This window comes from Sulfolobus acidocaldarius DSM 639 (genome assembly GCF_000012285.1).
GTDB classification, from domain to species: Archaea; Thermoproteota; Thermoprotei_A; order Sulfolobales; family Sulfolobaceae; genus Sulfolobus; species Sulfolobus acidocaldarius.
The window spans coordinates 359733-383511 of the sequence record NC_007181.1; the positions used below are offsets into that span (position 1 = coordinate 359733).

29 protein-coding genes are annotated in these 23779 nt (G+C 35.6%); 19 read left to right on the forward strand and 10 right to left on the reverse strand.

Going from position 1 to position 23779, the window contains the following annotated elements; all coding sequences use genetic code 11:
* Nucleotides 1-2 precede the first annotated feature (2 nt).
* Nucleotides 3-1142 carry a glycosyltransferase family 39 protein gene (locus SACI_RS02050; RefSeq protein WP_011277336.1) on the forward strand — a complete coding sequence of 380 codons (1140 nt, stop codon included), beginning with the start codon at nt 3-5 and terminating at the stop codon, nt 1140-1142.
* A complete protein-coding gene (locus SACI_RS02055; RefSeq protein ID WP_011277337.1) occupies nt 1139-1912 on the forward strand; it encodes a nucleotidyltransferase family protein in 774 nt (257 codons plus the stop codon). The genes SACI_RS02050 and SACI_RS02055 overlap by 4 nt, the downstream gene beginning before the upstream one ends.
* A 52-nt stretch (nt 1913-1964) precedes the next feature.
* Here the strand turns inward: SACI_RS02055 and agl3 are convergent, their stop codons facing one another.
* The gene (gene agl3 / locus SACI_RS02060) at nt 1965-3146 is read right to left on the reverse strand and encodes a UDP-sulfoquinovose synthase (protein WP_011277338.1); all 1182 of its coding nucleotides are present in this window, start codon (nt 3144-3146) and stop codon (nt 1965-1967) included.
* A gap of 45 nt (nt 3147-3191) precedes the next feature.
* Here agl3 and SACI_RS02065 point away from each other — a divergent pair, with 45 nt between their 5' ends.
* On the forward strand, nt 3192-4091 hold the full coding sequence (locus SACI_RS02065; protein ID WP_011277339.1) for a BadF/BadG/BcrA/BcrD ATPase family protein: 900 nt from the start codon (nt 3192-3194) through the stop codon (nt 4089-4091).
* Here SACI_RS02065 and SACI_RS02070 read toward each other — a convergent pair.
* Nucleotides 4077-5516 (reverse strand): gamma-glutamyltransferase family protein, encoded by a 1440-nt coding sequence (locus SACI_RS02070; protein WP_011277340.1) that lies wholly within the window; start codon nt 5514-5516, stop codon nt 4077-4079. The genes SACI_RS02065 and SACI_RS02070 overlap by 15 nt on opposite strands.
* A 37-nt stretch (nt 5517-5553) precedes the next feature.
* On the opposite strand from SACI_RS02070, the gene SACI_RS02075 reads away from it, so the two are divergent.
* From SACI_RS02075 to SACI_RS02085, 3 genes are read left to right on the forward strand one after another with little or no spacing between them, the layout of a single operon-like run.
* Nucleotides 5554-5919, forward strand: coding sequence for a hypothetical protein (locus tag SACI_RS02075; protein ID WP_011277341.1), 366 nt, complete (start codon nt 5554-5556; stop codon nt 5917-5919).
* The gene (locus tag SACI_RS02080; RefSeq protein ID WP_015385425.1) at nt 5909-6154 is read left to right on the forward strand and encodes a MazG nucleotide pyrophosphohydrolase domain-containing protein; all 246 of its coding nucleotides are present in this window, start codon (nt 5909-5911) and stop codon (nt 6152-6154) included. The genes SACI_RS02075 and SACI_RS02080 overlap by 11 nt, the downstream gene beginning before the upstream one ends.
* Nucleotides 6155-8476: a tRNA(Met) cytidine acetyltransferase TmcA gene (locus SACI_RS02085; RefSeq protein ID WP_015385426.1), complete on the forward strand. Its 2322-nt coding sequence runs from the start codon at nt 6155-6157 to the stop codon at nt 8474-8476.
* Between the two features lie 26 nt (nt 8477-8502).
* Here the strand turns inward: SACI_RS02085 and SACI_RS02090 are convergent, their stop codons facing one another.
* Nucleotides 8503-9264: a hypothetical protein gene (locus tag SACI_RS02090; protein WP_015385427.1), complete on the reverse strand. Its 762-nt coding sequence runs from the start codon at nt 9262-9264 to the stop codon at nt 8503-8505.
* Nucleotides 9265-9543: 279 nt separating this feature from the next.
* On the opposite strand from SACI_RS02090, the gene SACI_RS02095 reads away from it, so the two are divergent.
* From SACI_RS02095 to SACI_RS02105, 3 genes are all read left to right on the forward strand, one after another.
* Nucleotides 9544-9864, forward strand: coding sequence for a hypothetical protein (locus SACI_RS02095; protein WP_011277345.1), 321 nt, complete (start codon nt 9544-9546; stop codon nt 9862-9864).
* Nucleotides 9865-10063: 199 nt separating this feature from the next.
* Nucleotides 10064-11464: an APC family permease gene (locus SACI_RS02100; protein WP_011277346.1), complete on the forward strand. Its 1401-nt coding sequence runs from the start codon at nt 10064-10066 to the stop codon at nt 11462-11464.
* Nucleotides 11465-11586: 122 nt separating this feature from the next.
* Complete coding sequence (locus SACI_RS02105; protein ID WP_011277347.1) at nt 11587-11766, forward strand: hypothetical protein; 180 nt, start codon at nt 11587-11589, stop codon at nt 11764-11766.
* A 579-nt stretch (nt 11767-12345) separates the two neighbouring features.
* Here SACI_RS02105 and SACI_RS02110 read toward each other — a convergent pair.
* Genes SACI_RS02110 through SACI_RS02120 form a run of 3 tightly spaced genes read right to left on the reverse strand, consistent with a single transcriptional unit; the run spans nt 12346 to nt 15427 of the window.
* On the reverse strand, nt 12346-12996 hold the full coding sequence (locus tag SACI_RS02110) for a protein-L-isoaspartate O-methyltransferase family protein (protein ID WP_011277348.1): 651 nt from the start codon (nt 12994-12996) through the stop codon (nt 12346-12348).
* Complete coding sequence (locus SACI_RS02115) at nt 12993-14726, reverse strand: ATP-binding protein (protein ID WP_048054419.1); 1734 nt, start codon at nt 14724-14726, stop codon at nt 12993-12995. The genes SACI_RS02110 and SACI_RS02115 overlap by 4 nt, the downstream gene beginning before the upstream one ends.
* 2 nt (nt 14727-14728) lie before the next feature.
* Nucleotides 14729-15427 (reverse strand): DNA double-strand break repair nuclease NurA, encoded by a 699-nt coding sequence (locus SACI_RS02120; RefSeq protein WP_230937884.1) that lies wholly within the window; start codon nt 15425-15427, stop codon nt 14729-14731.
* A gap of 46 nt (nt 15428-15473) precedes the next feature.
* On the opposite strand from SACI_RS02120, the gene SACI_RS02125 reads away from it, so the two are divergent.
* The 8 genes from SACI_RS02125 to SACI_RS02150 all read left to right on the forward strand — a co-directional run bounded on the left by SACI_RS02125 (nt 15474) and on the right by SACI_RS02150 (nt 20035).
* Nucleotides 15474-16310, forward strand: a complete 837-nt coding sequence (locus SACI_RS02125; RefSeq protein WP_015385428.1) for a thiamine-phosphate synthase family protein — start codon at nt 15474-15476, stop codon at nt 16308-16310.
* A gap of 65 nt (nt 16311-16375) precedes the next feature.
* Entirely contained in the window at nt 16376-16543 is a 168-nt protein-coding gene (locus SACI_RS12010; RefSeq protein WP_011277352.1) for a hypothetical protein, read from the forward strand.
* A gap of 11 nt (nt 16544-16554) precedes the next feature.
* A complete protein-coding gene (locus SACI_RS02130; protein WP_011277353.1) occupies nt 16555-17184 on the forward strand; it encodes a hypothetical protein in 630 nt (209 codons plus the stop codon).
* A 14-nt stretch (nt 17185-17198) separates the two neighbouring features.
* Nucleotides 17199-17813 carry a M50 family peptidase gene (locus tag SACI_RS02135; RefSeq protein WP_011277354.1) on the forward strand — a complete coding sequence of 205 codons (615 nt, stop codon included), beginning with the start codon at nt 17199-17201 and terminating at the stop codon, nt 17811-17813.
* A gap of 13 nt (nt 17814-17826) precedes the next feature.
* Entirely contained in the window at nt 17827-18393 is a 567-nt protein-coding gene (locus SACI_RS02140; RefSeq protein ID WP_011277355.1) for a rhomboid family intramembrane serine protease, read from the forward strand.
* The gene (locus SACI_RS12015; protein ID WP_011277356.1) at nt 18390-18557 is read left to right on the forward strand and encodes a hypothetical protein; all 168 of its coding nucleotides are present in this window, start codon (nt 18390-18392) and stop codon (nt 18555-18557) included. Before SACI_RS02140 ends, SACI_RS12015 begins: the two co-directional genes overlap by 4 nt.
* Before the next feature lie 8 nt (nt 18558-18565).
* Entirely contained in the window at nt 18566-19135 is a 570-nt protein-coding gene (locus tag SACI_RS02145) for an adenylate kinase family protein (RefSeq protein ID WP_011277357.1), read from the forward strand.
* Nucleotides 19136-19147: 12 nt separating this feature from the next.
* The gene (locus SACI_RS02150) at nt 19148-20035 is read left to right on the forward strand and encodes an Mrp/NBP35 family ATP-binding protein (protein WP_011277358.1); all 888 of its coding nucleotides are present in this window, start codon (nt 19148-19150) and stop codon (nt 20033-20035) included.
* Here the strand turns inward: SACI_RS02150 and SACI_RS02155 are convergent.
* Complete coding sequence (locus SACI_RS02155; protein WP_015385431.1) at nt 20032-20244, reverse strand: hypothetical protein; 213 nt, start codon at nt 20242-20244, stop codon at nt 20032-20034. The genes SACI_RS02150 and SACI_RS02155 overlap by 4 nt on opposite strands.
* Before the next feature lie 101 nt (nt 20245-20345).
* On the opposite strand from SACI_RS02155, the gene abfR1 reads away from it, so the two are divergent.
* Nucleotides 20346-20696 carry a biofilm/motility transcriptional regulator AbfR1 gene (abfR1, locus tag SACI_RS02160; RefSeq protein ID WP_011277360.1) on the forward strand — a complete coding sequence of 117 codons (351 nt, stop codon included), beginning with the start codon at nt 20346-20348 and terminating at the stop codon, nt 20694-20696.
* Here abfR1 and SACI_RS02165 read toward each other — a convergent pair.
* The gene (locus SACI_RS02165) at nt 20667-21386 is read right to left on the reverse strand and encodes a 5-formyltetrahydrofolate cyclo-ligase (RefSeq protein WP_048054420.1); all 720 of its coding nucleotides are present in this window, start codon (nt 21384-21386) and stop codon (nt 20667-20669) included. The genes abfR1 and SACI_RS02165 overlap by 30 nt on opposite strands.
* Complete coding sequence (locus tag SACI_RS02170; protein WP_011277362.1) at nt 21376-21939, reverse strand: LysE family translocator; 564 nt, start codon at nt 21937-21939, stop codon at nt 21376-21378. The genes SACI_RS02165 and SACI_RS02170 overlap by 11 nt, the downstream gene beginning before the upstream one ends.
* Nucleotides 21940-22097: 158 nt before the next feature.
* On the opposite strand from SACI_RS02170, the gene cbp1 reads away from it, so the two are divergent.
* Nucleotides 22098-22586 (forward strand): CRISPR DNA repeat-binding protein Cbp1, encoded by a 489-nt coding sequence (gene cbp1 / locus SACI_RS02175; RefSeq protein WP_011277363.1) that lies wholly within the window; start codon nt 22098-22100, stop codon nt 22584-22586.
* Here cbp1 and SACI_RS02180 read toward each other — a convergent pair.
* Nucleotides 22577-23722: a tryptophan--tRNA ligase gene (locus tag SACI_RS02180; RefSeq protein ID WP_011277364.1), complete on the reverse strand. Its 1146-nt coding sequence runs from the start codon at nt 23720-23722 to the stop codon at nt 22577-22579. The genes cbp1 and SACI_RS02180 overlap by 10 nt on opposite strands.
* Nucleotides 23723-23779: the final 57 nt, after the last annotated feature.

Sequence of the window (23779 nt, forward strand, 5' to 3'; positions counted from 1 at the left end):
TTGTGTTTAAACAACTAATAATTAAATATTTTGGGATAATATCTGTTGTAATCCTTGCAACAATAATCTCTATTTACACCTTTTACACTGTTTCAACATTTGCGGGTATAAAGGATTACGTTGGAGACGAAGTGTGGTACCCTTCAGCTGCATATAATATATTAAAGCTTGTATTTCACGTCCAAGTACCTATGAATTTTCCATATCCAAATGAAGCTAATATACAATACTACGTAAATCCGGAGCATCCTCCACTACCTAAGTATATCATGGCACTCTTCATATACGCTTTAGGCTATAATCCATTAGTCTGGAGAATACCTTCATGGATTTTAGGTGATCTCACAATTATTATTGCCTTTCTAATGGCTAGAAAACTTATCGGAAACAATGTATTGGGAAATGTATCTGGGTTAATTGCATCTGTACTGATTGCATTAGACCCAAACATATGGGTTATGCACGGAATTGCTATGCTCGAGATATATGCTGGATTTTTCTCCCTCTTCACACTCTATCTTCTGCTCTCAGATAGAATAAAGTCGTCTTCTGTAGGTTTAGGTTTAGCATTCCTGGCTAAAGAGAGCTTGCTACCCCTTCTTATACCATACATATATTATCTAGGAGAGATAGTAAAACAACGTACCAAGAGAGTTATTTATGGGATACTTATTCCGGTAGCAATATACGTGGCTTTTTCAATACCATTAATTATCTATTTTGGTGGTATAAAACAATGGTTAGATGCGTCATTTCTGCACATGCTAAGTTGGGATGTTACTAATGGGCACATTTCCCTTTCTGCAACAAACCAGATAAGTGCACCGTGGGATTGGTTCTTAGATATTCACCCATTTTTCTTAGGCTATGGACTATATGCTAATGTGAATCCGCTTCTAATGTGGGCTTGGGTCGTAACTACACCATTAGCCTTTATAATGAAAGACATTAAACTAATTATCTTCACCATGTCTGCATGGTCTATATGGCTGGGTTTTGTAGCCGTATACTTTCTGGGAAATCATACATTGTTCAGCTTCTATGTTACTGATTTTGCTACAATCTCAGATGTTTACGTGCCTATCTCATTATTTAAATTTCTTAACTGGATAGAACTAAGGAATAAGGGTGAAAATAATTGATCGAGAAGGCTGTTATTACCGCAGCAGGTAAGGGAAGTAGAATGAAATACATAACTACAGTGCTTCCAAAGGCACTTTTACCTCTTTTTAGTAGTGAAAATGGAGATCTAATTACGAGACCTGTTATAGATCTTATTTTTGATTCTTTGTCTTCTGTTGGAGTTAAAAAGTTCTGTATAGTTGTTGGAAAACATGGAAAATTATTGATGGACTATCTATTTGATATGGGGGTTACTTTTGTATTTCAACCTCATCCGAAAGGGTTCGGTGATGCAGTATTAAAAGCTGAAGACTTCTCTAGTAACGACCCATTCATAGTTCATGCTGATGATGGAGTATTAACAGGAGGGTATAAGGAGGCTGTCTCACTTTTTGATGAGGTAAAACCAGATGCTGTGCTTTTACTTAGAGAAGTTAAGAATCCTAAGAGATATGGTATAGTTGATGTTAAAGATGAAGGAGAGTATATGGGGCATAAAATGTATAGAGTGATTGAAGCTCAAGAAAAACCCCAAAATCCTAGGTCAAACATAGGTATATCTGCTGTATACATATTTTCTCCAAAAATATTTCAGGGTTTGAATAAGGTTAAAGTAGAGGAGGGAAAAGAGCTCGAACTAACATACGGAATTCAAAATATCATAAGCGAAGGCGGTGAGGTATATGGAATTCTGTTGAAAGATGAAAAATGGTTAAATGTAGGAGATCCAGTAAGTTATATCGACGCTTTAAACCTCACTTACTCTTTTCATGTTAAGAAGTATCAGTGATTTTCCAAGAACGATCAAGAAATCAAGTAAAAAGATAAATCATGATTTATGTTTATCTTACTCTTTTAACGTATTGTGGTTTTCTCCATTTAGTCTTTGGCAATATAACATGCTTAAATCTCTCTAACCTAGTCTTATAAGGTAGTAGATCCTTTATCATTATTTTAACATCCTCAGGTAATCTCTTTTTAGGATAAAATCCTAAGGATGGCAACACTTTCCTCTCAGGGTTGTAGTAATGCTCTTCCGCCTCCACTCTAGGATTTTCGTATGAACCTATTTCCACATTTAATCCTAGCTCCTCTCCAGCCTTCTTTACAAATTCAGCTATTTTCTTAACACTATATATCTCTGCAAACTGATTAGCAACTCTATATTCCCCTTGTTTAGGAGGATTCTCCAAGAGCAAGGTTAATGCTTGGATACTGTCCTCTAATGATATAAATCCTCTAGTTTGACCACCCTTTCCATAAACTGTTAGTGGAAGCCCGAGGATGGCTTCTACACAATATCGATTAACCACAGTTCCCCAAACCTCGTCAAAGTCAAACCTAGTCCTCAGTGTTTCCTCCACAATCTCTTCTGTTCTAGTACCGTATACAGGACCTTGCATTATATCAGTGACAGTGAGCCCGTAAAGTTCTTGGAAATGAAGAAGAAAATCAGTATCATGAACCTTAGTCCAGTGATAAACAGAACCCGCTTTTCTAGGAACTATTATCTTATCTTTCTTACCATTAACTATAGCTTCAACATATATACTCTCAGGTATATCGAAAGCAGGTGTTCCATACTCACCCATGGTACCCATCTTCAATATATGTATTGTTGGATCTACCTCCAATACAGCTTGGATAACTCTCAAAGTGCTTACCTCATTATTTATAACTGTGTAGACCGCGTGATCCATGTCTATCATAGAGTACGGAGCAGATCTCTGCTCAGCGAAGTGCACTATGGCATCAGGTTTATATCTCTGTACTATGTCCTTAAAGAATCCATAATTAGTAATATCCCCCACGTAAAAGGTTATGTCTACACCCAAATGTTTCTTTGCCTCACTCACCCTCTCCTGTGGTTGAGGCAAAGGAAAAGCTGAATCTGACCCAACCTCTTCTGAAAACCTCCTTGTCGACAAGTTATCGATACCAATTACCTCATGACCTCTTTTAGCTAACCTTAATGCCAATGGCCATCCTAAATGACCATCAATTCCTAGTACTAGAATCCTCATTACGCTTCGAGAATATTTATATTATATAGATTAATAAATGTAATCATGATTATAGTTGGCATAGACGCAGGAGGAACAAAGACTAAGGCAGTAGCTTACACTTGTGACGGTCAATATATAGGCGAGGGGGAAACAGGACCAGGCAATTATCATAACGTAGGATTAAGTAAGGCAATTAACAACATAAGGGAGGCTGCCCTTAAGGCAACAAAAGGAGAAGAACCTGATGTAATATCAATTGGAGCTGCAGGGTTAGATTCGAGATATGATTATGAAAGTTTTAACTCCTTAGCGTCAACTGTAGCTAAAAAAGTTATAGTAAACCACGATGGAGTTATAGCCCTTTTTGCAGAAACATTAGGAGAGAAAGGTGTAGTAGTAATCTCTGGGACTGGAAGTGTAGTGGAGGGATACGATGGAAAGGATTTCCACAGAATTGGTGGAAGAGGATGGTTACTCTCTGATGTAGGATCAGCCTATTGGGTTGGTAGAAGAGCATTAAGGGCTGTTTTAGAGGTAATGGATGGTCTTAGGCAAAAGAGTAACTTATATTATAAAGTTTTAGAGAAAATTAGAGTAAAAGACTTAGATGATCTTGTGCTTTGGTCCTATACTAGCAGTTGTCAGGCGGACATAATAGCCTCAGTCGCTGAGGCTGTAAACAGCTCCGCACTCACAGGTGACGAACTGGCAATCAGTATTTTGAAGGAAGGTGCGGAGAAGTTAGCAAATCAAGCTGTCCTAATGGCTAGAAGATTAAACGTTAACACTGTATATATGAAGGGAGGAATGTTTAAGTCACCAATCTACTTAGCAACATTTAAGAACTATTTATCGTTGTACGGGATCAAAGGAGAAGTAGGAAAAAGAAATCCTGAATTAGGAGCTATGGTCATAGCATTCAAGGAATTAGGGTGCAGTATAGAAAAGTTACTGAACGGATAAGCTTACACCCTCACTCCTTAAGTCAGCTACTGCATAGTATCTATCGCTTTTCCTCTTCAGAGCTTGAACTACCCCTACCTCAGGTGTGAAATAGTCAAGTTGCTGGAAAGGCAAATTCAACCTCTTCTCAGCTACAATCTTATCGCTCAATAATATGAATCTCGGAGCATTAACAGCCTCATCAATCTCCATGTTGTAATCAGCATAATACTGAAACACTTCAGCATGAATTTGAGGTCTAAGATCTCCACCAGCACATCCTATAAACAAGCTCTCGTCGTCTTTTTCTGCGTAGAGTATTGATAAGGTGTGCAATGGTCTCTTTCTGGGTTCTGGTTTGTTATTTCCTTCTGTAAATCCAAACCCCCTGTTATTAAACGGAAACTGTTTCACAGTGATTCCTGATCCGAAATGGAAAAATAGACTTTGTATGAAACCAACTTCATTTTCGCCATCTGCTACCACAAAGAAAGTTGTGTCCTCAGTTCTCAGTATACGGTTAGGTAATATACCCATCTCTCTCAATTTTACTCTTAATACGTTTTCATCTAATAGGTTAATTTCCGGTGAGTAAAAACGAGGGTCAGTAACATATCTGTCCCTATCATTATATCCAATTGCAAAGATTTTCACCATCTCTTTTACTCTTTCTATATCGTCAAACTTATGCTTCCATGTTTCCACCATTTCAGACAACTTAAGTATCTCAAGAGTCGTTATGCCTTGGCTATTAGGAGGAAGTTCATAAAGTGTGAAATCCCTATAAGTAGATTTTATAGGTTTAACCTCCTCACCCCTGAAATTGGCGAAATCAGAAAACTCCATTTCTACACCCTGTTTATTTAAGCCCAGGACTATTTCTTCCATTAGTTTGCCTTCATAAAACTCTCTAGGATTTCTAGAAATTACTTTCAGTGCTTCTCCTAGTTCTCTAAGTTTAATGAAGTCCCCAGCCATTCTGCCTTTGTACAGTTTAGACCAACTTTCAGGCATATCAATGGCTCTAGATATGGCTCTCCCCAGCTCTTTTCCTATGTAGAAACCATTTGTAGCTAACTTTACAGCTGGTTGCAAAACAGTCTGCAAGTCTAAGCTCATGAATTTCCTCTCTATGTAATCCCACATGTCCACTAACCCAGGAACTAAAACTGTTGATGGGTGTCTAGGGCTCGGTATTTTTTGAATCTTCAGATTTTTTGAAGTCCACCCTGAAGCGTTATAAGCTATCAAACCCTCAGGGGTATTTGCCAAGAGAAAACCATCTCCGCCCAGTCCACTAGTGTAGGGTAAAACAACCGAAAGAACTGCGCTTACTCCTACAGCTGCATCAAATGCATTTCCGCCCGTTTCAAGTATCTTAGCACCAACATATGTAGCCAACTGATTTTGACTAGCAACCACTTTTTTACCTATACTAACTTTCATACCATGTTATTTTTTATCCAAAAGTAAATAAGAGAATATGATGGAAATTCCAGAGAATGTCAAAAAGGAACTAAAAGATGGCGTTTGTGTAGCCTGTTGCGATAACATTGTTATATGCATGAGTGAAGATCTGCCCACGAACCCCAATGCAGATACAGATCTTGAAGTGGATAGGGAAGGTGGTGAAATAATAATTAGACACATAATTAAGGATAATCCTGATAATCCCTTATATTTAGAATATCCTGCAGACAGGAAGTTTGTAGAAAATGTTAGTAAAGCGAACGGAAGCGTAAAAATATTCTTTGTAGATCAAAAGTTCAATGAAAAGTCAACATTCATAGTGAAGCTAAATAAAGAAGACTTAAGATTACTAAGGAGGGAAATTGGTCTTGGACCTTAAGTACATCCAGGAAAAGATGAAAGAGCTTTATTACGTTAAGGATTCAGAGAGAGGAGTATACGCTACTTTTACGTGGTTGGTAGAAGAGGTTGGGGAACTAGCTGAAGCACTATTATCAAAAAATAAGGATTCGTTAGAAGAAGAGTTGGCTGACGTTTTAGCGTGGACTGTGTCAGTAGCTAACCTAGTAGGAATAGATTTGGAAGAAGCTTTAAGGAAGAAATACCACATATAAATGATGGAAAAAAAGGAATTCTTTGAAATTCTAAGGAACTCAATGTTAGATAGTAAGGATAGATATTACAGAAATTTAGTATTTATTCAAGATGAATCGGATATTTTACGTCATGTTTTAGAAGTTTTACAGCTTTACTTAGACATAAATCCAGATCCCCTTATAGCATATGCATTTCATCCCTGGGCTAAGGGGGCTAAGGATAGACTTGAGGAACTAAGAAAGATTGTTAAAAATAGCGAGAAACTCATAGATATCGATTACTCAAGCTCTGAAAGATATCTAGGTTCTACTTTTGATGTTGCTATTCTAGATTTAGTAGATAACTTTGAACCCAATCACATAGGTAGATTAGTGGATTTAGTAAGAGGTGGCGGATTAATAATACTTTACACAAACGACTTAAAGAATAATAAGATATTTAAAAATTCTATCCTTAGGGAGGGAAAGGTACTTGATGTTTATGAAACGAGATTTATAAGAAAACTAACCGAGCATGAGGGCATCTTCGTCATATCTAACTCCGAATACTACGCAAAGCCTTTTAAGGGTGAGGTGAAGGAAAAACCCTCACCACAATTACCTAAAAAGCCTACAATGCCAGTAGAGTTGCATTCCTTATGCCTTAGCTCTGATCAAAACAAAGTTTTAGAGTCATTTATCGGAATGAGATACGGATCAAGAAAAGTTCTAGTTATAACGGCTTCTAGAGGAAGAGGTAAAAGTGCGGTAACTGGACTAGGTATGGCAGGTCTAATATTTAAACATGGCTTTAGAAAGGGACGAAAATACAAGATAATAGTTACTGCACCTTCAATAGCAAGCTCTTCACAGACTATGGAATTCCTCAAGAGAGGTCTTGACGCATTGGGAGTAGAATACAGGGAAAAAAGATCTCCTATGGGGTTCATAAATAGCCTTGAAGGAGAAGGATTCAGAGTATTTTTTGAGATACCTGAAGCTACTTTAGAGCATGAGGGTGATTTACTTGTCGTGGATGAGGCAGCAGCGATAGGTATTGGGTATATTGATTCAGCTCTCAAGACATGGAAAAAGGTCGTTCTCGTAACGACTGTTCACGGTTATGAAGGTTCAGGTAAAGCATTCCTAAGATACCTAAATAGATTGCTTAAACAGAGAAAAACTACAGTGTATTGGGAGGAAATGAGAAAACCTCTAAGGTATGCTGAAGGCGATCCTATTGAGAAATGGTTGTACGATTCGTTATTACTTGATGCAGAACCGGAGGATGTGCAACAAGAGATCGATAAAGTGTATTTCGAAACCTTAGACAAGGAAGAGTTATTCTCAGATGATCGTAAATTGAGGCAAGTTTATGGAATTTTGGTCACAGCTCATTACAGAAATAATCCCAATGACCTGATGATAATGGGAGATGGGATTCATCATACAATAAAGGGATTAAGTATTGAGGGCACGAATAGTTACATAGGAGTAGTACAGATAGCTAATGAGGGAGGTTTATCTGATGAGCTAATACATTCAGCATTAATGGGTGTGACATTTGATGGAGATCTTATACCAGATAGAATGATAAAACACTCTAGGCTGATAGAATTCGGAAAGATGAAAGGATGGAGAATTGTAAGAATAGCAGTAATGCAAGAACTACAGGACAAGGGATTCGGAAGCCAGATGTTAGAGATGATAATCGAAGATGCTAAGAGGCAGGAAATTGATTGGGTTGGATCCTCATTTATGGGAGATATGAGAGTACTTAATTTCTGGATTAGAAACGGATTCTACCCTGTTCATGTTTCGCCCAAGAAAAATGAAAAACTTGGGGATTACCCTGTAATAGTAATAAAGCCTATAAGCGAAATTGCAACTAAGGCAGTAAGAGTAGCAGCATATGTATTGAAGGAAAAACTACTTAACACCTTACATGATGTTTACTTTTCCATGGACCCAGAAATTGCCCAAATAATACTCAGTGGTATAAAAGTTCATAAAGAAGTTAAGATAAACCCGATATACGTAGATAAAGCAGTAGCATTTCTTCAAGGAGTAAGCCCATATGAATCCTCAGCCGATGGGATTCACCTACTAGCGTTAAAATACTTTTGGGATGCTAAAAGGGAATGGTCCTTAGAGCCTGAACAAGAAATTTTACTAATAGCAAAAATACTGCAAGGCAGACCATGGAGATTTACTTCAGCCTCACTAAATTCGAATAGAACCGGAGTTAATGAAATGTTATATCAGGCTATTGCCGAATTATTATACAGGTACTATTCCTTAAATAGTGAAACAAAAGTAGGAATTAGCTTAGATAAATTGGATGATGACCAAATAGACTGAAAGATGAAGAAATGCACCTCAACTGACTAAATGCTAAATATAACCAAAGATAATACAATTGCGATTGAGAACAGTTGGTGTAATCCAACCACTATACCAGGCTTCTCAGGATTTCTGTTTATACCCCTGAAAACTAGTAAACCCACTATGCCTTCTATCAGAGCTAGAGCCAATGGAATCCACAACTGCAATAAAATTAATGAAAGAAAGAAGATTACTCCTGCTATACTGTGCACAATCCATATCCATTGTAATCTGTTCTTAGGCTTTCTAACGTCACCTATACTGAACCTCATCTTCCTAGTTCCTGTAACCACACCACCCATGAATATTACAAAATACAAAAAGTGTGGTGGAGTAATTGCGTCTATTATGAAACTAGTAAACCTGCTAGGATCAAAACCCATTGCTATTAGAAGATATATTACCATTGTCGTATACGCTGCAATGTCATGAAAACCTTGAAATATAGATGGTAATTTTCCTGCTAGTACGTAGAGTGTTGCCATTCCAAGTAACGCTGTAAATATAACACTGATAAATCCTGCAATAGAGAGCAGGTTAAAATCAAGAATTAAAATAGTTAAGGAAAGTAAACCCACTAAAGTTGCAGATATTCTATGCATAGCCTCAGGATCTGCTTTTCTAACAGCAAGATGAACCATGTCTCTAGTATAAGGCCATTTAGTACCCAATGAAAGACCATAGCCATAACCTTCAACTATACCCCCTAATACTATGGTCAACCCTGCTAGAAATGTGGTAGCTAAAGACAGTTCAATTATCATATGAGATAATTTTCTCATATGTTTAAAAAATTCATGTCAATGAAAATAGTTCAGAGTTAAGATGTATTTTCACGACCTATAGGAGGCATAATTGAACGACATGATGGAAACTCAAGTGCAATTCACATCTAATATGGTGCCATGATACTGTTCAATAGAAGACTTTATACAATTTGTCTGGGATAGAGATAATTCTAGAAATCAAGATAATTTCTTTTTGGTGTAAAACTTAATCTATCATAGATAAATGTTATATTCCTGTTGGTTTATGAACTTATTATGAGCCTAATAGATATAATGTGGAAGCTAGTTAATTACAGTATACCTCTTGCAAATGATGATTTTGAAACGTATTTAACTAAAGATGGTACCATAACTGAGGAAGGTTTAAATTTGTGGAAAGATGCAATAAAAGCTATTAGAGAAGCATATAGCAAAATAGATAAGGGAGATAAGCAGAGTAGTTTTAAATTGTTAAGTCAAGCTTTAGAAAAGCTAAATTCCATAAAATCGAACAAACCCTTACCTCCAGACGCTAAAGTGAGATTCGAAGAAGTAAAAAATAATGTTTCAAAAGCAATAGAATTATTGAAGTCCTAATTTTACACACGATTTTTATACTATATTTAAAAATCATTTATTTTAACTACCTTGATGATTAGTATTATATATTTTACCTATAAGCCATTTTTTATACTTTTCAAGGGGAACTCCCTTTAAGCTTTCATGAAACTAACGGGGGTAAACTAGGAAAACTTTTTAAAACTTTAGGACAGTAAAGCTTAAAGGGAGATGTAGTATGCAACTTTCAAAAGGTTCTTTGTCGATAAGAGAATCATATGGACAAGCAATGGCTGTAACTGCACCATTAGGAAGCGTTGTATCCACAACAACTGCAGCAATAGCTTATGCAGGAAAATCAGTCTTGTTTGCGACACTCCTAGCCTTTTTAGCGAGTTTGCTCTGGATGTTCACTTTGACAAAATATACTAAGAAAATTGCCTCTCCAGGAGGATACTATACATTCGGATCAGCTGCATGGAGAAGTAAGACCGTAGCCTACTATGAAGCTATAACTGAAGTAATAGCATATTCTTCACTAAATGCTGTTAATTCCTTCTCAGTTTACCTATTACTGAAAGTAACTTTTCAAATGTTAAATCTTGAATTGCCAGATTATGTTCTCCCTCTCTCCCTTGTGATAGGACTAATTTATCCCACGCTCTCTTCAGTAATTCTACACATTAGAAAAGTGTTGGGATACATAGTTAGTATAAGTGCTACATTAGAAGTAATATTCTTATACGTTCTTTTCGGCTATGCAGTAGCCACGAGAGGATTTGATATAACATATTTATCCCCTGTTGGAACGAATTTTAGTAGTTTAGGTACTGCGATGGTTCTAACAATTGTCAGTATAGCAGGTGCAGGGGCTGCTGCTTACTTAGGAGAGGAAACCAAAAAGCCTACCTCAACTATTACCACTGGAATAAAGATTGCCTATGTCGTAGGAGGAGGAGCAATTTTAGCAGGTACTTACGCGTTAGTAGCTCTATGGAATGAACCTATACAGACTCTAAGTAACTCTCCACAACCCTTAATTCAGGAGCTATATCCAATTAGTTTCATCGTAATGCTAATCAGTCTAATATTATCCATAAATAGTCTACTTGCTTCAAACATAGGAACAACAGTGGGTGCTGCAAGAATCTTATTTAACCTTGCAAGAGAGAAGGCTATGCCGAAAGTATTTTCTAGATTAAACTCCGAGCGAGAGCCACTTATAGCTACAGTAGTGGTCGGTTTAATTTCTGCCATATTTGCTATTTCCTCTTTAACTTATACTGGATCAGCTGATGTTGCATTTACAGAGATTAGTTTCATATCAAGCTTATTCTGGTTAGCTGGAAGGATAGTCGACAATCTAGGTGCACCAGTGTTTTACTGGAGATTAAGAGAGTTAACTCCTAAAATATTAATCGTATTCCTAGGCTCCACTACTATTAACTTAGTTGGTATGATTGGGTCTTTACAGGCACCAGACATGTTCCAGGCTGTTTACTTGATTTCCGTGTTGGCTGCAGCTACGCTTTGGTATATTATTAAAGCCAGAAAAGGTATAGCAGGTAAATATCTTGTAGACGAAAACAATCAACTAATTACAATGGAAGAGTATTTCGCAAAAGTAAGAAGTAGATAGTTCTAGTCCTAACTACTTATTTTAACTTTAGTAATATTTTAGTTTAGTCTAAATGAATAATACAGCATTCTCCTTTTTCGGTCATATAAATTAATATTCTACGATTCGCCGATTATTATTCAATGAACTCTAAACAGAGGATTGTTTTTGCAGTGGGTATCATATTAATGGCTATTTTGTTTGATTATTTAGGTTCATCATTTCAGAATATATGGATACTTGTACTTTCAATGGCTTTAGCTATTACTGGAGTGTTGATTGGGATAAGAAGTATAATTGAATATTTAGGTGAAAGAATGTAATATAAATATATCTACAAAATTCTACAAATATTTTACCATTATATATCTAGGAAAACTCATAAATCGTTTAAGCATGTATTAGTTAGTGCAGTTCATTAAATTACTATTTACTACGATTAACTAAATTATAATAAGTAAAGAATGAGCTCAGAGACTTAACAATTATATACTTATAATTTACACTAGATATTAATGATGAGCTCGGACGTACCGATGTGTGAGGAAGGTCTTGAGTACTGATAAAATCTATAACTCTAACTTCTAAAATGAGTTTTTAGAGATTTTTAATTAAAAATTAAAGTTGAACATAAAATATTAATTTTTGATGTAACCATGAATATGTATTCATATAAACTATCTTCAACATATGCTGTTTTAAAAGAATAAATAGAATCTTTAAGTATACTCATACTAATTTATAGCGAAAGTAATAATACTCAGCTTATGTACAGACGCGTAAATAAAGGAGAAGGATTAACGAGAAAGACAGCTTTTAACTAGGAGCTGATTAACGTTGTAAATGATTAGCCTTTAAAATGTCTCCATATAATCTTACGTTACGTAGGAAAAAGCCTCTCATTAGTACCAAAATCCACATAAACCCCTCAGTCGTGTAAAATATACGTCCATTACCTTAGTTATCACAGGAGAGCCAGTCTCTCCCTTATATATCCTGTATAACCCTTGTCTTTTTTCATTATCAGAAATTGGCACAATCATAATTCCTTTTTCTTTCATCTGTTGATATAGAGCATATGGAAAAGTAGGCGAAGATGCCCAAACAATGATCTTGTCATATGGAGATCCTGAAATGTAACCAAGGCTTCCATCCCCAAAAATCAAATGAATACCATGGTACTCCTTAAGATTATTCTTTGCTAAATTGTACGCCTCCTCATCAAACTCAATTGTATATACATTTTCTGCCCCAACAATTTCAGCCATTAATGCAGTATAATACCCACTCCCTGTACCAATCTCTAAGACCTTATCACTCTTCTTTAATTCTAAAAGATCCACCATTTTCACTCCTAATCCCAATGCAGTAGTATTGTAATTTTTAGTAATTTGGATAGGTTGATCTATATGCTTGAGAGAATAAGCTATATCTGAATACTTAGCAGGAAGAAACTTCCTCCTGTCAAGTTTCATGAAAGCCTCCAGTACATCTGAATTTACAACTATAGTTGAGAGGTATTTTAGAATAGCTTCTTTTTCACTCGTACTCATGTATACCTCTTCAAGTTTTCTTTTAATTCTTGTACATTGTTCTCAGCTTTAAACATTACTGGAATATCTTCCTTTAGTGCAGCCTTAAAACTAATCAATAGCCATTGACCTATATCGAAATTTAACGTCCTGTCTACCAGAGAATCTGATATACCAAATGTATCTGATATCAGTTGCCTATCATAGGGTCTTGGCAAGGTACTCACGAAGTAGGTGTGGATCTGTTGCAGTACGTTTGTATTAAGGTAAGCTAATCTCTGCGTGCTTATCAAAGCGTGAAGATGATACTTTCTACCGTGTCTAAGTAATTTTTCAACAGAGGAAGAGGACTGCTCTGTGTAGTCTTTTTGTCTAGTCTCAAACGGTATAAATTCCTGAGCTTCGTCTAATACAAAAAGAATTACCGGTAAGGAAGAGTAGGCTCTCTTCCTCCTCATATATATATTTTCAATCAGCAAATGGGTAACTAATCTAGCATCGTCTATATTAGGTGTCTCTACCACAAATAGTCTTGGTGAAGAGGGGTCTTGATCCAATATTTCAATAGCTAAGCTCTCTACATCGTATTCTTCCACCTCTGATGGTTTAACCTGAATATATGTCTTTATGGAAGATAAGAAGGTGAATATCACTGAGCCGTCTCTGACTCCTGCTTCTCTTGCTTTCTCTTCAGCTTCTCTGAGCAGTGGGTTAATTGTATCGTCTACAATATCGTCTTTAGTTAATTTACGTTCTCTCATGAGGTTATCGAGAGATTGAAGGAGAGCCATAAAGAGAGGCTTCTGGGATGTGGAAACATATTTATCTTCTATCTGTGAACGTATCATTTCAATTAATGTGCCATAACTAAGATAACTTATCCCCTGCGGGGGAATGTATAGCCTTCTTAGTTTTTGTTCAGTATACAATTTGATAAAGCCCTTCCTTATAGATTCACGAACGTCCTCTAATTCTTCAGGTAAAACATGTGTCCTCAACAGCCTTTTTCCAGCATCTAGTTCATTAGATGGTAACCTATCTAGGGTGACTAGTCTTGAGTTTAAGGAGAGTAATTCATCTAAAAGAAGAATAGAATATTCCATTGAAACGTCTATTATTACGACTTTAAGGTCCTTGTATTTGTTTAAAGCCCTCCTAACTATTAATGAGGTTAAATTCGACTTACCTGATCCTGTGTATGCAAAAACTCCTATGTGGTAATTTATAGCCTTTAGTAAGTTTACCTTAAGATCTATCTCCTCGTTGACTGACTTACCTAGTATTGTCCCTTCAGGATAGAAAATGAACTTCTCTAGAGCTTCTGATGTGAAAAGTTTCACTTTTGAAGCAGGCAAGGGGGGTACATAGCCCTTTTTAAACTCTATCTTTCCGTCCTCTTCTTTCATTATGTAACCGACAGGTGTTGCTATAACGTCAATCCAAGCTTGATTTGTATTCCACGTTTCCTCTATCCTTCTCATTATTTCGTTTCTTAACTCTGGGGGAATGGTACCATCTAGGTTTATCATTCCAAAATGTTGAGGAATATAGTCAGTTATTTCTAAAATTAAATAGACACCCTTCCTTATGGTCTCTACGAGCAAAAGTTTTCCTACATCAATCTGTGTATCTGATGAGAAGGGAATCTCCACCATAAACGTTTTGAACGTTATAGTGCCTCTTCCATCCGCTGTTGGTCTTGTGATAGTTTTTATTTCCCTTAGCCTTCCATTAAGTTCTTTAAACAACATAATTATCCCTTTTTCCTTTTCCACTCAATAAAACTTCTGAATTCCCTGTAATTATTATAATTGTGAGCGATAACATCTAGTGCCTTACTACCCTTATCCCTGTAATATTTAGCAACTTTATCTACCAAGAATAATAGATAATTGTATCCTAAAGCCTCTGGAATGGGCTCTTTGCCCAAAACATACAATAATGACAAAATATTTTCCCAGCTCCAATCTACTGTAACTTCCACAAGGAAGACCCAAGAAAAGCTAAATAGTTTAAAATATCCTCCTCTGATACCATCTCGTTCATAAGAGGACACGAGCCAAGGTGTTTCATGATTAATGTTAGGCACATTAGCGGGATCCTTTGCAATGCTTATGATATTTTTACCTGTAAATTTATCGAATGTTAGCTTCCTGTCTAGAAATATGAGATCAACGTCTAATTTCTGAGCCTCCTCATATTCCATTTTCCTCATAACATCTTCAGGATTACAGTCTTCGCATATGTTATCCTTGTACGAAATCTCTTTCACATTATATTCATTACCGCAAATTTCACCTTTCACTATACCCACTACAATGTAAGAAAGGTTTGCGACTGTATGGAAGCTACCGTCTATAGCCTTATAAGTTCCACACCAATTATTTTTTCCAAAAGTAGTATAAAGTACTGTGGCTGAATCACCATTATCAATCATCGCAGACGATCTCATTCCTGTAATTAGAGTATTCGTAGCTAAAAAACTTAGAGAGAGGGGTATGACGCAGTCCAGGATAGCTACACTATTAGGTGTTAGCCAGCCAGCAATAAAGCAATACCTTGATGAGGACGAACAAGAGGAAGTTAATAAGATAAGGAAGATGGGATTAAATGAAGAGGAAATTTACGACGTCGTTAACAATGTAGTTGAACTTCTATTGAGGAATAACACTAAGTCTGCTATGTATTACATAACAGACTTTGGTTTAAGAGTATTAAATGAATTAAAACTGTGTAAATACCATAGAGAAATAAATAATCTAATACCGCAAGACTGTGACATATGCAAATTATTCTATCATAGTTCAGATGAAGAAATCATGGATATCGCAATTTCATTGATTCAAAATCCAATAGTAGCTCCACTTATACCTCAGGTTCTAAGCAATATTGCCTATGCAGAACAGAATGCTAAAAATGAAGACGATGTAATTGCAATTCCTGGTAGAATCACAAGAGTTCTGGGAGTACCTACACCTGCCTCAAAACCAATGAGGGGAGCTAGTAAGCATTTGTCTAGAATTCTCCTGGGTATAATAAAAAAAAGAGGAGATATAAGGGCTGTAATGAACATAAAATACGATGAGACCTTAAAAACTGTTTTCAGTCAACTAAAGCTTAAAGTAGTTTACGTTGGACCTCATGATTACGCTACAAATGAAGATATAGCAAAGGAAATTGTAGACGCATTTACTGATGATGCTGACTGTGTAGTTCATTTAGGAGGAAAAAATATTGAGGCTAATACTTATGTCTTTGGACGAGATCCTATCGATGTAACAAAAAAAGTTCTTAATATCGCAAGGAAGTACAGGGAATTAACTGAAAATGAATAATGTTGGAGTAATACCACGTCTTATGTACGTACTGCTTAATTATTACTCAAAAGGAAAGAGTGAATATGTCACAACTTAAAGATGCTGTTAAAATGTTGGAGGAAATTGAAAGAATAATAAAGAACTCGGATATAAAAGAAGGGGACGATGGTAAAGTTTTAGAAGAGATTCTCCTGCGAAATATGAATATAGAGGCTGAAATTTACGCAAGATATTTTAAAAAGCAAGAGTGAAGTTTGATTTTGTGTTTGATGTTTATGTAAATCAATTAAGAGGAGACTTCAAAATATTAAGTAATCACAACGTGGTCATAGGTCTTAATAGGAATGTAATTTCTGAATTAGATAAGGTAGGACTTCCATATAAAATATTCGTAGACAATCTCTCAGATTTCATACTTAACAAAGATCATATAAGGACTTTTTACCTTGTCGGTAAGAAGCAAGGAGAAAACAGGGGAACTGCGTTTAACTTAACCGTTCATACTAATATTGACGAGGAAGATAACATTTTCTTTCTCGTTATAAATCAGGATGGGAATGTTCAAGTTAACTTTGCTAAAAATAATTATATAAATGAGAGCATATATAGAGCTACAGAAAAACTATTAAATACCGACAGATTAGAGTTCTCATTGCCTTATTTATATAGATTTGTAATATTTGAAGCTTTCAATTCATTCAAAAAACTTACAAACACAGTTTTTGAAGGGATAGTAGATGATAAATTAATAGTTATAGATGACAGGAATAGAGGGCTAATATGGGAGGTCGATAATCTAACTTTCATGTATTACTCTGAGATATCAAACCCTATTTCCTCGAAAAGTTTAGGATTATTAAGGAATAAATATTTTAAACATAGAATTAACTAACTTTAGGATATACTTTGAGTAACTTACTAAATGAACTTGAATGGAGATTTAGGAATCTGAATGAAGGCTTAGCGTTTCTTTTGGCAATACTGTCCATAGCCATAGCGTATATAAGACCATATTCGTTGACCTATGATCCCTTAGTCTATTTAGTATTTCCGATCGTAACCGCAACAATAGCCATAGTTCCGCATGAAATAGCACATAGACAAATTGCTAGGAGGTATGGTTCATATTCGAGATTTGCCCTGAGTTTCACAGGATTTCTAATAACGTTATTAGTTAATTTGATAAGTGCCTTTGGAATATCTCCATTTGTAATATTTGCGTCAGGCTATACACTAATTTTGGGTAGATTCGGTGTACCTACCCAAGAGGTTGAAGGAAAAATATCTTTTGGAGGACCGGCTGTTAACCTTGCAGTAAGTATAGTTTCATTCATTATTGCTGGCTTTACATCAAATCCTCTTGTATACATTTTCTTTGCAGAGCTTTATAGTTTTAATGCATGGGTAGCATTCTTTAACCTGTTACCTATTCCTCCCCTAGATGGATTTAAGGTATTCAGATGGAATAAAACACTGTGGATAATAGGTCTCATAGTATCTTTAGCTCTTGTAATATTATGAGATGTGAAACTGAATGTCTAATCCAATAAGAAATGCTACCTTTTTTATAATGGTATTGGTTACTATAGGATTTATAGTGGGTTTAATACTTGAATTTGTAAATCCGTTCCTATTATTTTTATTAATTCAATATAATAGACTAGTGATAGATTATCACTTTTATTGGCAATTACTGACCTCTATATTTGTTACTCCTTCAATATTGGATTGGTTATTTAACACCGCAGCTCTGTATTTCATCTATTGGTTATATAAAAGTAGGTCAGCAAAACTAGAAATACCTATCTTTTTAGTCTCAGGAATTATTGGCAATCTAGTATACTTATTATTGGATCCCAATGGACCTCCTTCAGCAGGTGCCTCAGGGGGTATATTTGGCTTGCTTTCTTTCTATGCATTGAACGATTATTTAGAGAAGAGAGAAAAGAATGGGCTTCTACTTCTTCTCCTCATATTTCTGCTTAGTAATTTGTTTCCTTTTCTTAACGTGAATGTCTATGCACACACAGGTGGGGTAATAGCGGGGTTATTACTGTCTCTAATTCTTTATAAAACTTTCAGAAGAGACTATTATATGTGAATGTAGTAGAACTCATTTTACTAATAGTAGGTATATGCATGTTTCCATATGGTATCTATGAAGTATGGAAAGGGAATGGGGACAAGGATCTTAAATTAGTTATTATAGGAATCTCCCTAGCCTTATTTATTGTAGAAACAGTTTTAGTCTTCATAACTAAATAATTAGAAGAATGATTATAATCGTAGCAGGGACACCGGGAACCGGAAAGACTACAGTTGCAAAGGCGTTATCTGAAAAATTAAACCTAAATTTTCTTCTTCTCTCATCATTTATAATAGAAAATAAGGCTTACACAGAATATGATGATATTAGACAAAGTTATATCATCGATGAAGATAAAGTATTTGAGTTAATAGAGAAATATATAGAGAATAATCCTAATGTTGTGATCGAGACAATTTACCCTTCTCTTGTGCCTAAAGCGGATAAGATCGTAGTTCTGAAAAGAGATCCTTTCATCTTGCATGAGGAGTTGAAAAAGAGAAATTGGAATGAGTTAAAGATAGCGGAAAATTTAGAGGCTGAAATATTAGGTGTAATAGAGGCAGAGGCAATAGAAGCTTTTGGAAAAGATAAGGTATGTAGCATAAACAATACAGGAAGGACAATTTCTCAGATATTAGAAAAAATAATTAAAAATGAATGTGAGCAAATTGATTGGTTAGATGATGAAAAAATTCAGAATTTCTTATTATCATTAGATAAGGTTATTAGTAAGTATGAAGATGAGAAAAGTTGAGAGTGAAAATTTTTGAGTGATAATCCTTTCAGAATGTCTTCTCCCCAGCAACCCACAAAACAACCCAGAGACCTAAGAAAGGTACAGCCACAAGCACCACAAGCAGTAGATATGAAGCTACAGCTTAGAATGAAGAGGGTTAAGTATAAGATAGCTATTCTTAGTGGAAAAGGCGGTGTAGGAAAATCATTTGTATCGTCAAATTTAGCTATGGCGATAGCAGCTAGCGGAAGAAAAGTAGGCATAGTCGATGTAGACTTTCACGGTCCATCAGTACCTAAAATGCTAGGAGTTAGAGGACAGTATTTAACTGCAGATGATAATGGAATTAATCCAGTTACCGGACCATTCAACATAAAAGTAGTTTCCATTGATTTCCTCTTACCTAAAGACGATACGCCTGTAGTTTGGAGAGGGGCTATAAAACATACTGCAATTAGACAGTTTTTGGGAGATGTAAATTGGGGAGAACTAGATTACCTATTTATTGATATGCCACCGGGGACAGGAGACGAAGCATTATCAATAGCCCAATTAATACCAAACCTTACAGGGATGGTCATAGTTACAATTCCGTCGGAAGTGTCAACACTAGCTGTCAAGAGATCTATAAATTTCGCAAAGACTGTAAATGCAAAGATTATAGGCGTAGTTGAAAACATGAGTCATTTCGTTTGCCCAGACTCCGGTAAGACTTACTTCATTTTTGGTGAAGGAAGAGGCAAGAAAATGGCAGATGAAATGGGAGTACCATTATTAGGTCAGGTACCATTAGATCCAATCATAGCTAAGGCTAACGATATGGGTGAACCATTCTTCGTAAAATATCCTGAGAGTCCTACTTCAAAAGAATTTATGAGTATAGCTCAAAAAATTATAAATAACGTAGAAGTAAATTAGATTTTAAATAAAAACTTCTTCTTTTCATAATCTGGTTCCTTTTTGATTTTTCCTTCTCTAACCAAATCCGCTAATATTTCTCTGAATTCTACCATATTAAATTGTATTCCTTTCTCCATGAGGATATCTCGAATTTGGGTGGAGGTAATACCCTGTCTGTTCTCTTCAATAATCTTTAGGATTTCTGCCTTTAAATCTTCCTTTCCCATTGCATAATACAATTAGTTTTAAAAGATAAAAAGTATAAAGACAGTAGTAGTAAGATTTAAAAAAACATACTAAGATATAAATTAACAAAGGCGAGATTAAAATGAGTATTGAAATTACTGAAAAATATGTAATTTTAAAAAGATTCTTATCAGTAGCCTATGGTCTTTCTGAATCAGAAATAGACACATTTCTAAGGATACTTGAAAGCAAAGAAGGTAAGGATATTGATGCAATATCTGCAGAACTAAAAATTAGTAAAAGTAGAACAAGCATAATATTAAAGAAGCTTTCAGATGCAGGATTAGTTGATAAGGAAAAAGGAGATAACATGAAGGGAGGAAGACCCAAGTACGTGTATAGTGTAAATAAAGAAGAACTGAAAAATAGATTAATAGCTAAGTCTGAGGAATTATGCAAAGAATTAAACCAAGTTATTAAGTCTTTTATTTAAATACTCCTTCAAAAAAGGAGTGTCCTCTATCTTTTCTTTCGTTAAGTATTCTATGTAAATACCCTTTGGTTTTTCTCTTTTATTTGTTGTATATACTACTTTGGTGGGCGTCACTATAATATCGACAGGAACGTCAAATACCTCAGTTGGAATTTCATCAACTATCTGAATATCATGGATAGTTGTTACCACTGGAGTTGTTTCATCAATCTTTCCAATTTCCCTCAGTATAGCATATTCCAGCTCACTATAGCCTTCACCCTTTCCAACCCTATCTCCTCTTGAGGTTAAAGCCACTGAGCCTACTACTACAAGATCTACTTTGGGTATAGAATATATGTCTACTAACTCCCCTAAGTATATAAAACCTGATATGGTTGAGGCTTTCTTATAATCACTGATTTTCGACGGATCCAAAAGATAGAAACCGCCCTTCAGTCTCGGTGTAGGTACTAGCACAGTTTTACCGTCAATTAAAGCAAATTCTCTCACCCATCTTTGAGGAGAATCAGGATTTACCTTGAGTACTTTGGCTTTCCTGTATTCTACTATCTCTCTTAGTCTCAGCGCAGCCTCTTTAGATCCCTTGAAATTAGGAATTCTACCGAAAACAGGTCTCGGGAAAGATGCGATGTTCTTATCCTCCAGTAAACTCCAAATTTTCTCTCTTATTTCAGCCTTAGATAAAATAATGAACACCCTGATATAATATGTATGCGCCGAAAATAAGTAAAATGGTGAAGGAAAATATTTTTACATATTTTACATATCTTTGCCCTATCCTGTTTATCAGGAACGGAAAAGCTAATATCCATATTAAAATTCCTATAAAGAAACCTGGTGCTACCAGTACAGAGAATTGATTAAGCATGGAGATTCCGAATGTAAGCCACCAGCTTATTTGATAAGGATTTACTATTGCTACACTGAGACCCTTAACATAACTACCACCTGTACTAGATGATACTTGCTTTGCTCTAAGAACACTATAAGACAGGTACAACATGTACACTCCTCCTACTATGTAGAAAACAAACAGAATATTTGATGGTATAATAGACTTAAACAAGTATGTGATCCAAAAGAATACAAAATCTGCAGTCATAGCCCCTGCGCCTACTGCGATTCCATTTAAAAATGATCTAGTAGACTCATTAGCCATCATTGCATTTATAGGACCAGGAGGAGCAGCAATGGATAAACCCATTAAAATTCCAGTAGCAAGAGAATAAACTTCACTCATAAATATTCTTAACCCTATTGATAACTTAAATTTTAAAGTATATTTTGTTGTATTCTGAAAGATCTTTGGCTACACGATGTAAGAATAGATCATTCACGTGTTTAAGCGAATATGAAAGATAATTACACTTACACAATCTGATTTCAAATTTAATTCAAATGAAGTTTAACAATACAAAGATTGGGAAAAAATTTATTTTAAAGAATGTAGATAGCTCAATTATGACTGAAGCATCCGTAGATGAGTTGAAAAGATTATATAATCAAGGAAAGTCCATGAAGAGTATAGCTAGAGAATTAGGAATTAGTTATACTAAAGTGAGAAATATTCTCTTAAATGCAGGAGTTAATATAAGAAAGAAGAGGATTAATGAGCAGGAAGTGGTCGAGCTAGCTAAACAAGGTCATAGTGCAAGATATATCAGTAAGATGTTAAAAATAAGTGAATCTTCAGCACTACGAATACTGAAAAAGCATAACGTGGGGAGAAAAATAAAGAAGCTGAGTGATGAGGATATAAATAAAATTAAGGAAATGTATCTTAAGGGAGAATCGATCTATAGAATTGCAAAGACTCTAGGTAAGTCCACTAACCTGGTAGTATATCATTTGAAGAGATTGGGAGTGTATAAAAGAGGTTATACATGAATTCTTTTCCACATATCTCTTGCTAAATCTCCATCAAATTTGAATACGTTCACTAAATCTTTAGCCTTCTCTCTTTTTTCTCTATGTTCTTCCAGGAATGCATTTAACTTGTCTACCAAAATTTGCTTAAGTTCTCCTGTCAGCATAGCACCAGACCTATAATCTTCCTCAATCTTCCTTATCCGCTGATCATCAGGTTCAAAGAACATGTAGAGCCACTGGAAAGCAACATCTATATCTGGATTTCCGCCATATTTCCTGTGAAGTTCCACCGTAGCTTGCCCACCAGAAAATGCATATTTCATTATTTTTCTCTCAACAGTTTTGGGATCATCCGTAAGATATATAGCAGTTTCAGGCTGCGAGGAACTCATCTTTCCTTCTGGTCCTGTAAGAGGAGGGAGGAACTTACTATGTATTTGGGCTGCCTTGAAGTACCCTAAGCTTTCAGCTATATCTCTTTGTAATCTCCAATAAGGATCTTGATCAATACCTGCAGGAATTAAACATCTCCTTTTCTCGAACATTGTGGGGACTATCTGTAAAGCAGGATAGAATATAATACCTATATTGGAGGAAGTATCAAGTCCAAATGTAGCTCTTACTTCATTAAAAGTTAGTTTTTTAGCAATTTTTACGGACAGTGGGTACATATTTTTAATGTACTCAGTATCTTGGAATATGAATGTTTTATTGGGATCGAACCCAACAGCTATTATATCTAATATATTCTCATATGACCACTCCTTTGTCTGATCCAATGTATAATCCACGTTCCTTAGGAATTTCTCGTCATCTGTTATTTCAATATATACATTCACCTTAAACTTCTCTTGTAACCACTTAGTAAATATGAAAGGAATCAAGTGACCGATATGCATTCCTAATGACGGTGCCCTACCAGTATATAGAAAGAAACCATTACCCTTTTCATAATCATTTAGTATCAAATCGAAGTCCCTATGTGAGAAAAATACATCTCTCCTCAACATTACGTGCAACTCGTCATTAATAGCCCTCTTTGCCCTCTCCTTGAGCTCACTAGTCATTTTCTGCGTACCAAATTGCACAATTAATTTATCATAATCTACTTTCCCTTTAACTTCCCAAGGTGTTACAGTAAAATCTTGTGCCATATAAAAGGAGTGAGAAAATTACAAATAAAAGCTTTAAAAATGGTAAGGGAGGGAAAA

Coding starts and splice junctions, on each gene's coding strand:
- agl3 (WP_011277338.1), bottom strand. CDS start 3,146: ATGAGGATTCTAGTACTAGGAATTGATGGTCATTTAGGATGGCCATTG.
- SACI_RS02065 (WP_011277339.1), top strand. CDS start 3,192: ATGATTATAGTTGGCATAGACGCAGGAGGAACAAAGACTAAGGCAGTA.
- SACI_RS02070 (WP_011277340.1), bottom strand. CDS start 5,516: ATGAAAGTTAGTATAGGTAAAAAAGTGGTTGCTAGTCAAAATCAGTTG.
- SACI_RS02075 (WP_011277341.1), top strand. CDS start 5,554: ATGATGGAAATTCCAGAGAATGTCAAAAAGGAACTAAAAGATGGCGTT.
- SACI_RS02085 (WP_015385426.1), top strand. CDS start 6,155: ATGATGGAAAAAAAGGAATTCTTTGAAATTCTAAGGAACTCAATGTTA.
- SACI_RS02090 (WP_015385427.1), bottom strand. CDS start 9,264: ATGATAATTGAACTGTCTTTAGCTACCACATTTCTAGCAGGGTTGACC.
- SACI_RS02095 (WP_011277345.1), top strand. CDS start 9,544: ATGAGCCTAATAGATATAATGTGGAAGCTAGTTAATTACAGTATACCT.
- SACI_RS02100 (WP_011277346.1), top strand. CDS start 10,064: ATGCAACTTTCAAAAGGTTCTTTGTCGATAAGAGAATCATATGGACAA.
- SACI_RS02105 (WP_011277347.1), top strand. CDS start 11,587: ATGAACTCTAAACAGAGGATTGTTTTTGCAGTGGGTATCATATTAATG.
- SACI_RS02110 (WP_011277348.1), bottom strand. CDS start 12,996: ATGAGTACGAGTGAAAAAGAAGCTATTCTAAAATACCTCTCAACTATA.
- SACI_RS02115 (WP_048054419.1), bottom strand. CDS start 14,726: ATGTTGTTTAAAGAACTTAATGGAAGGCTAAGGGAAATAAAAACTATC.
- SACI_RS02120 (WP_230937884.1), bottom strand. CDS start 15,427: ATGAGATCGTCTGCGATGATTGATAATGGTGATTCAGCCACAGTACTT.
- SACI_RS02125 (WP_015385428.1), top strand. CDS start 15,474: ATGACGCAGTCCAGGATAGCTACACTATTAGGTGTTAGCCAGCCAGCA.
- SACI_RS12010 (WP_011277352.1), top strand. CDS start 16,376: ATGTCACAACTTAAAGATGCTGTTAAAATGTTGGAGGAAATTGAAAGA.
- SACI_RS02140 (WP_011277355.1), top strand. CDS start 17,827: ATGTCTAATCCAATAAGAAATGCTACCTTTTTTATAATGGTATTGGTT.
- SACI_RS02145 (WP_011277357.1), top strand. CDS start 18,566: ATGATTATAATCGTAGCAGGGACACCGGGAACCGGAAAGACTACAGTT.
- SACI_RS02155 (WP_015385431.1), bottom strand. CDS start 20,244: ATGGGAAAGGAAGATTTAAAGGCAGAAATCCTAAAGATTATTGAAGAG.
- abfR1 (WP_011277360.1), top strand. CDS start 20,346: ATGAGTATTGAAATTACTGAAAAATATGTAATTTTAAAAAGATTCTTA.
- SACI_RS02170 (WP_011277362.1), bottom strand. CDS start 21,939: ATGAGTGAAGTTTATTCTCTTGCTACTGGAATTTTAATGGGTTTATCC.
- cbp1 (WP_011277363.1), top strand. CDS start 22,098: ATGAAGTTTAACAATACAAAGATTGGGAAAAAATTTATTTTAAAGAAT.
- SACI_RS02180 (WP_011277364.1), bottom strand. CDS start 23,722: ATGGCACAAGATTTTACTGTAACACCTTGGGAAGTTAAAGGGAAAGTA.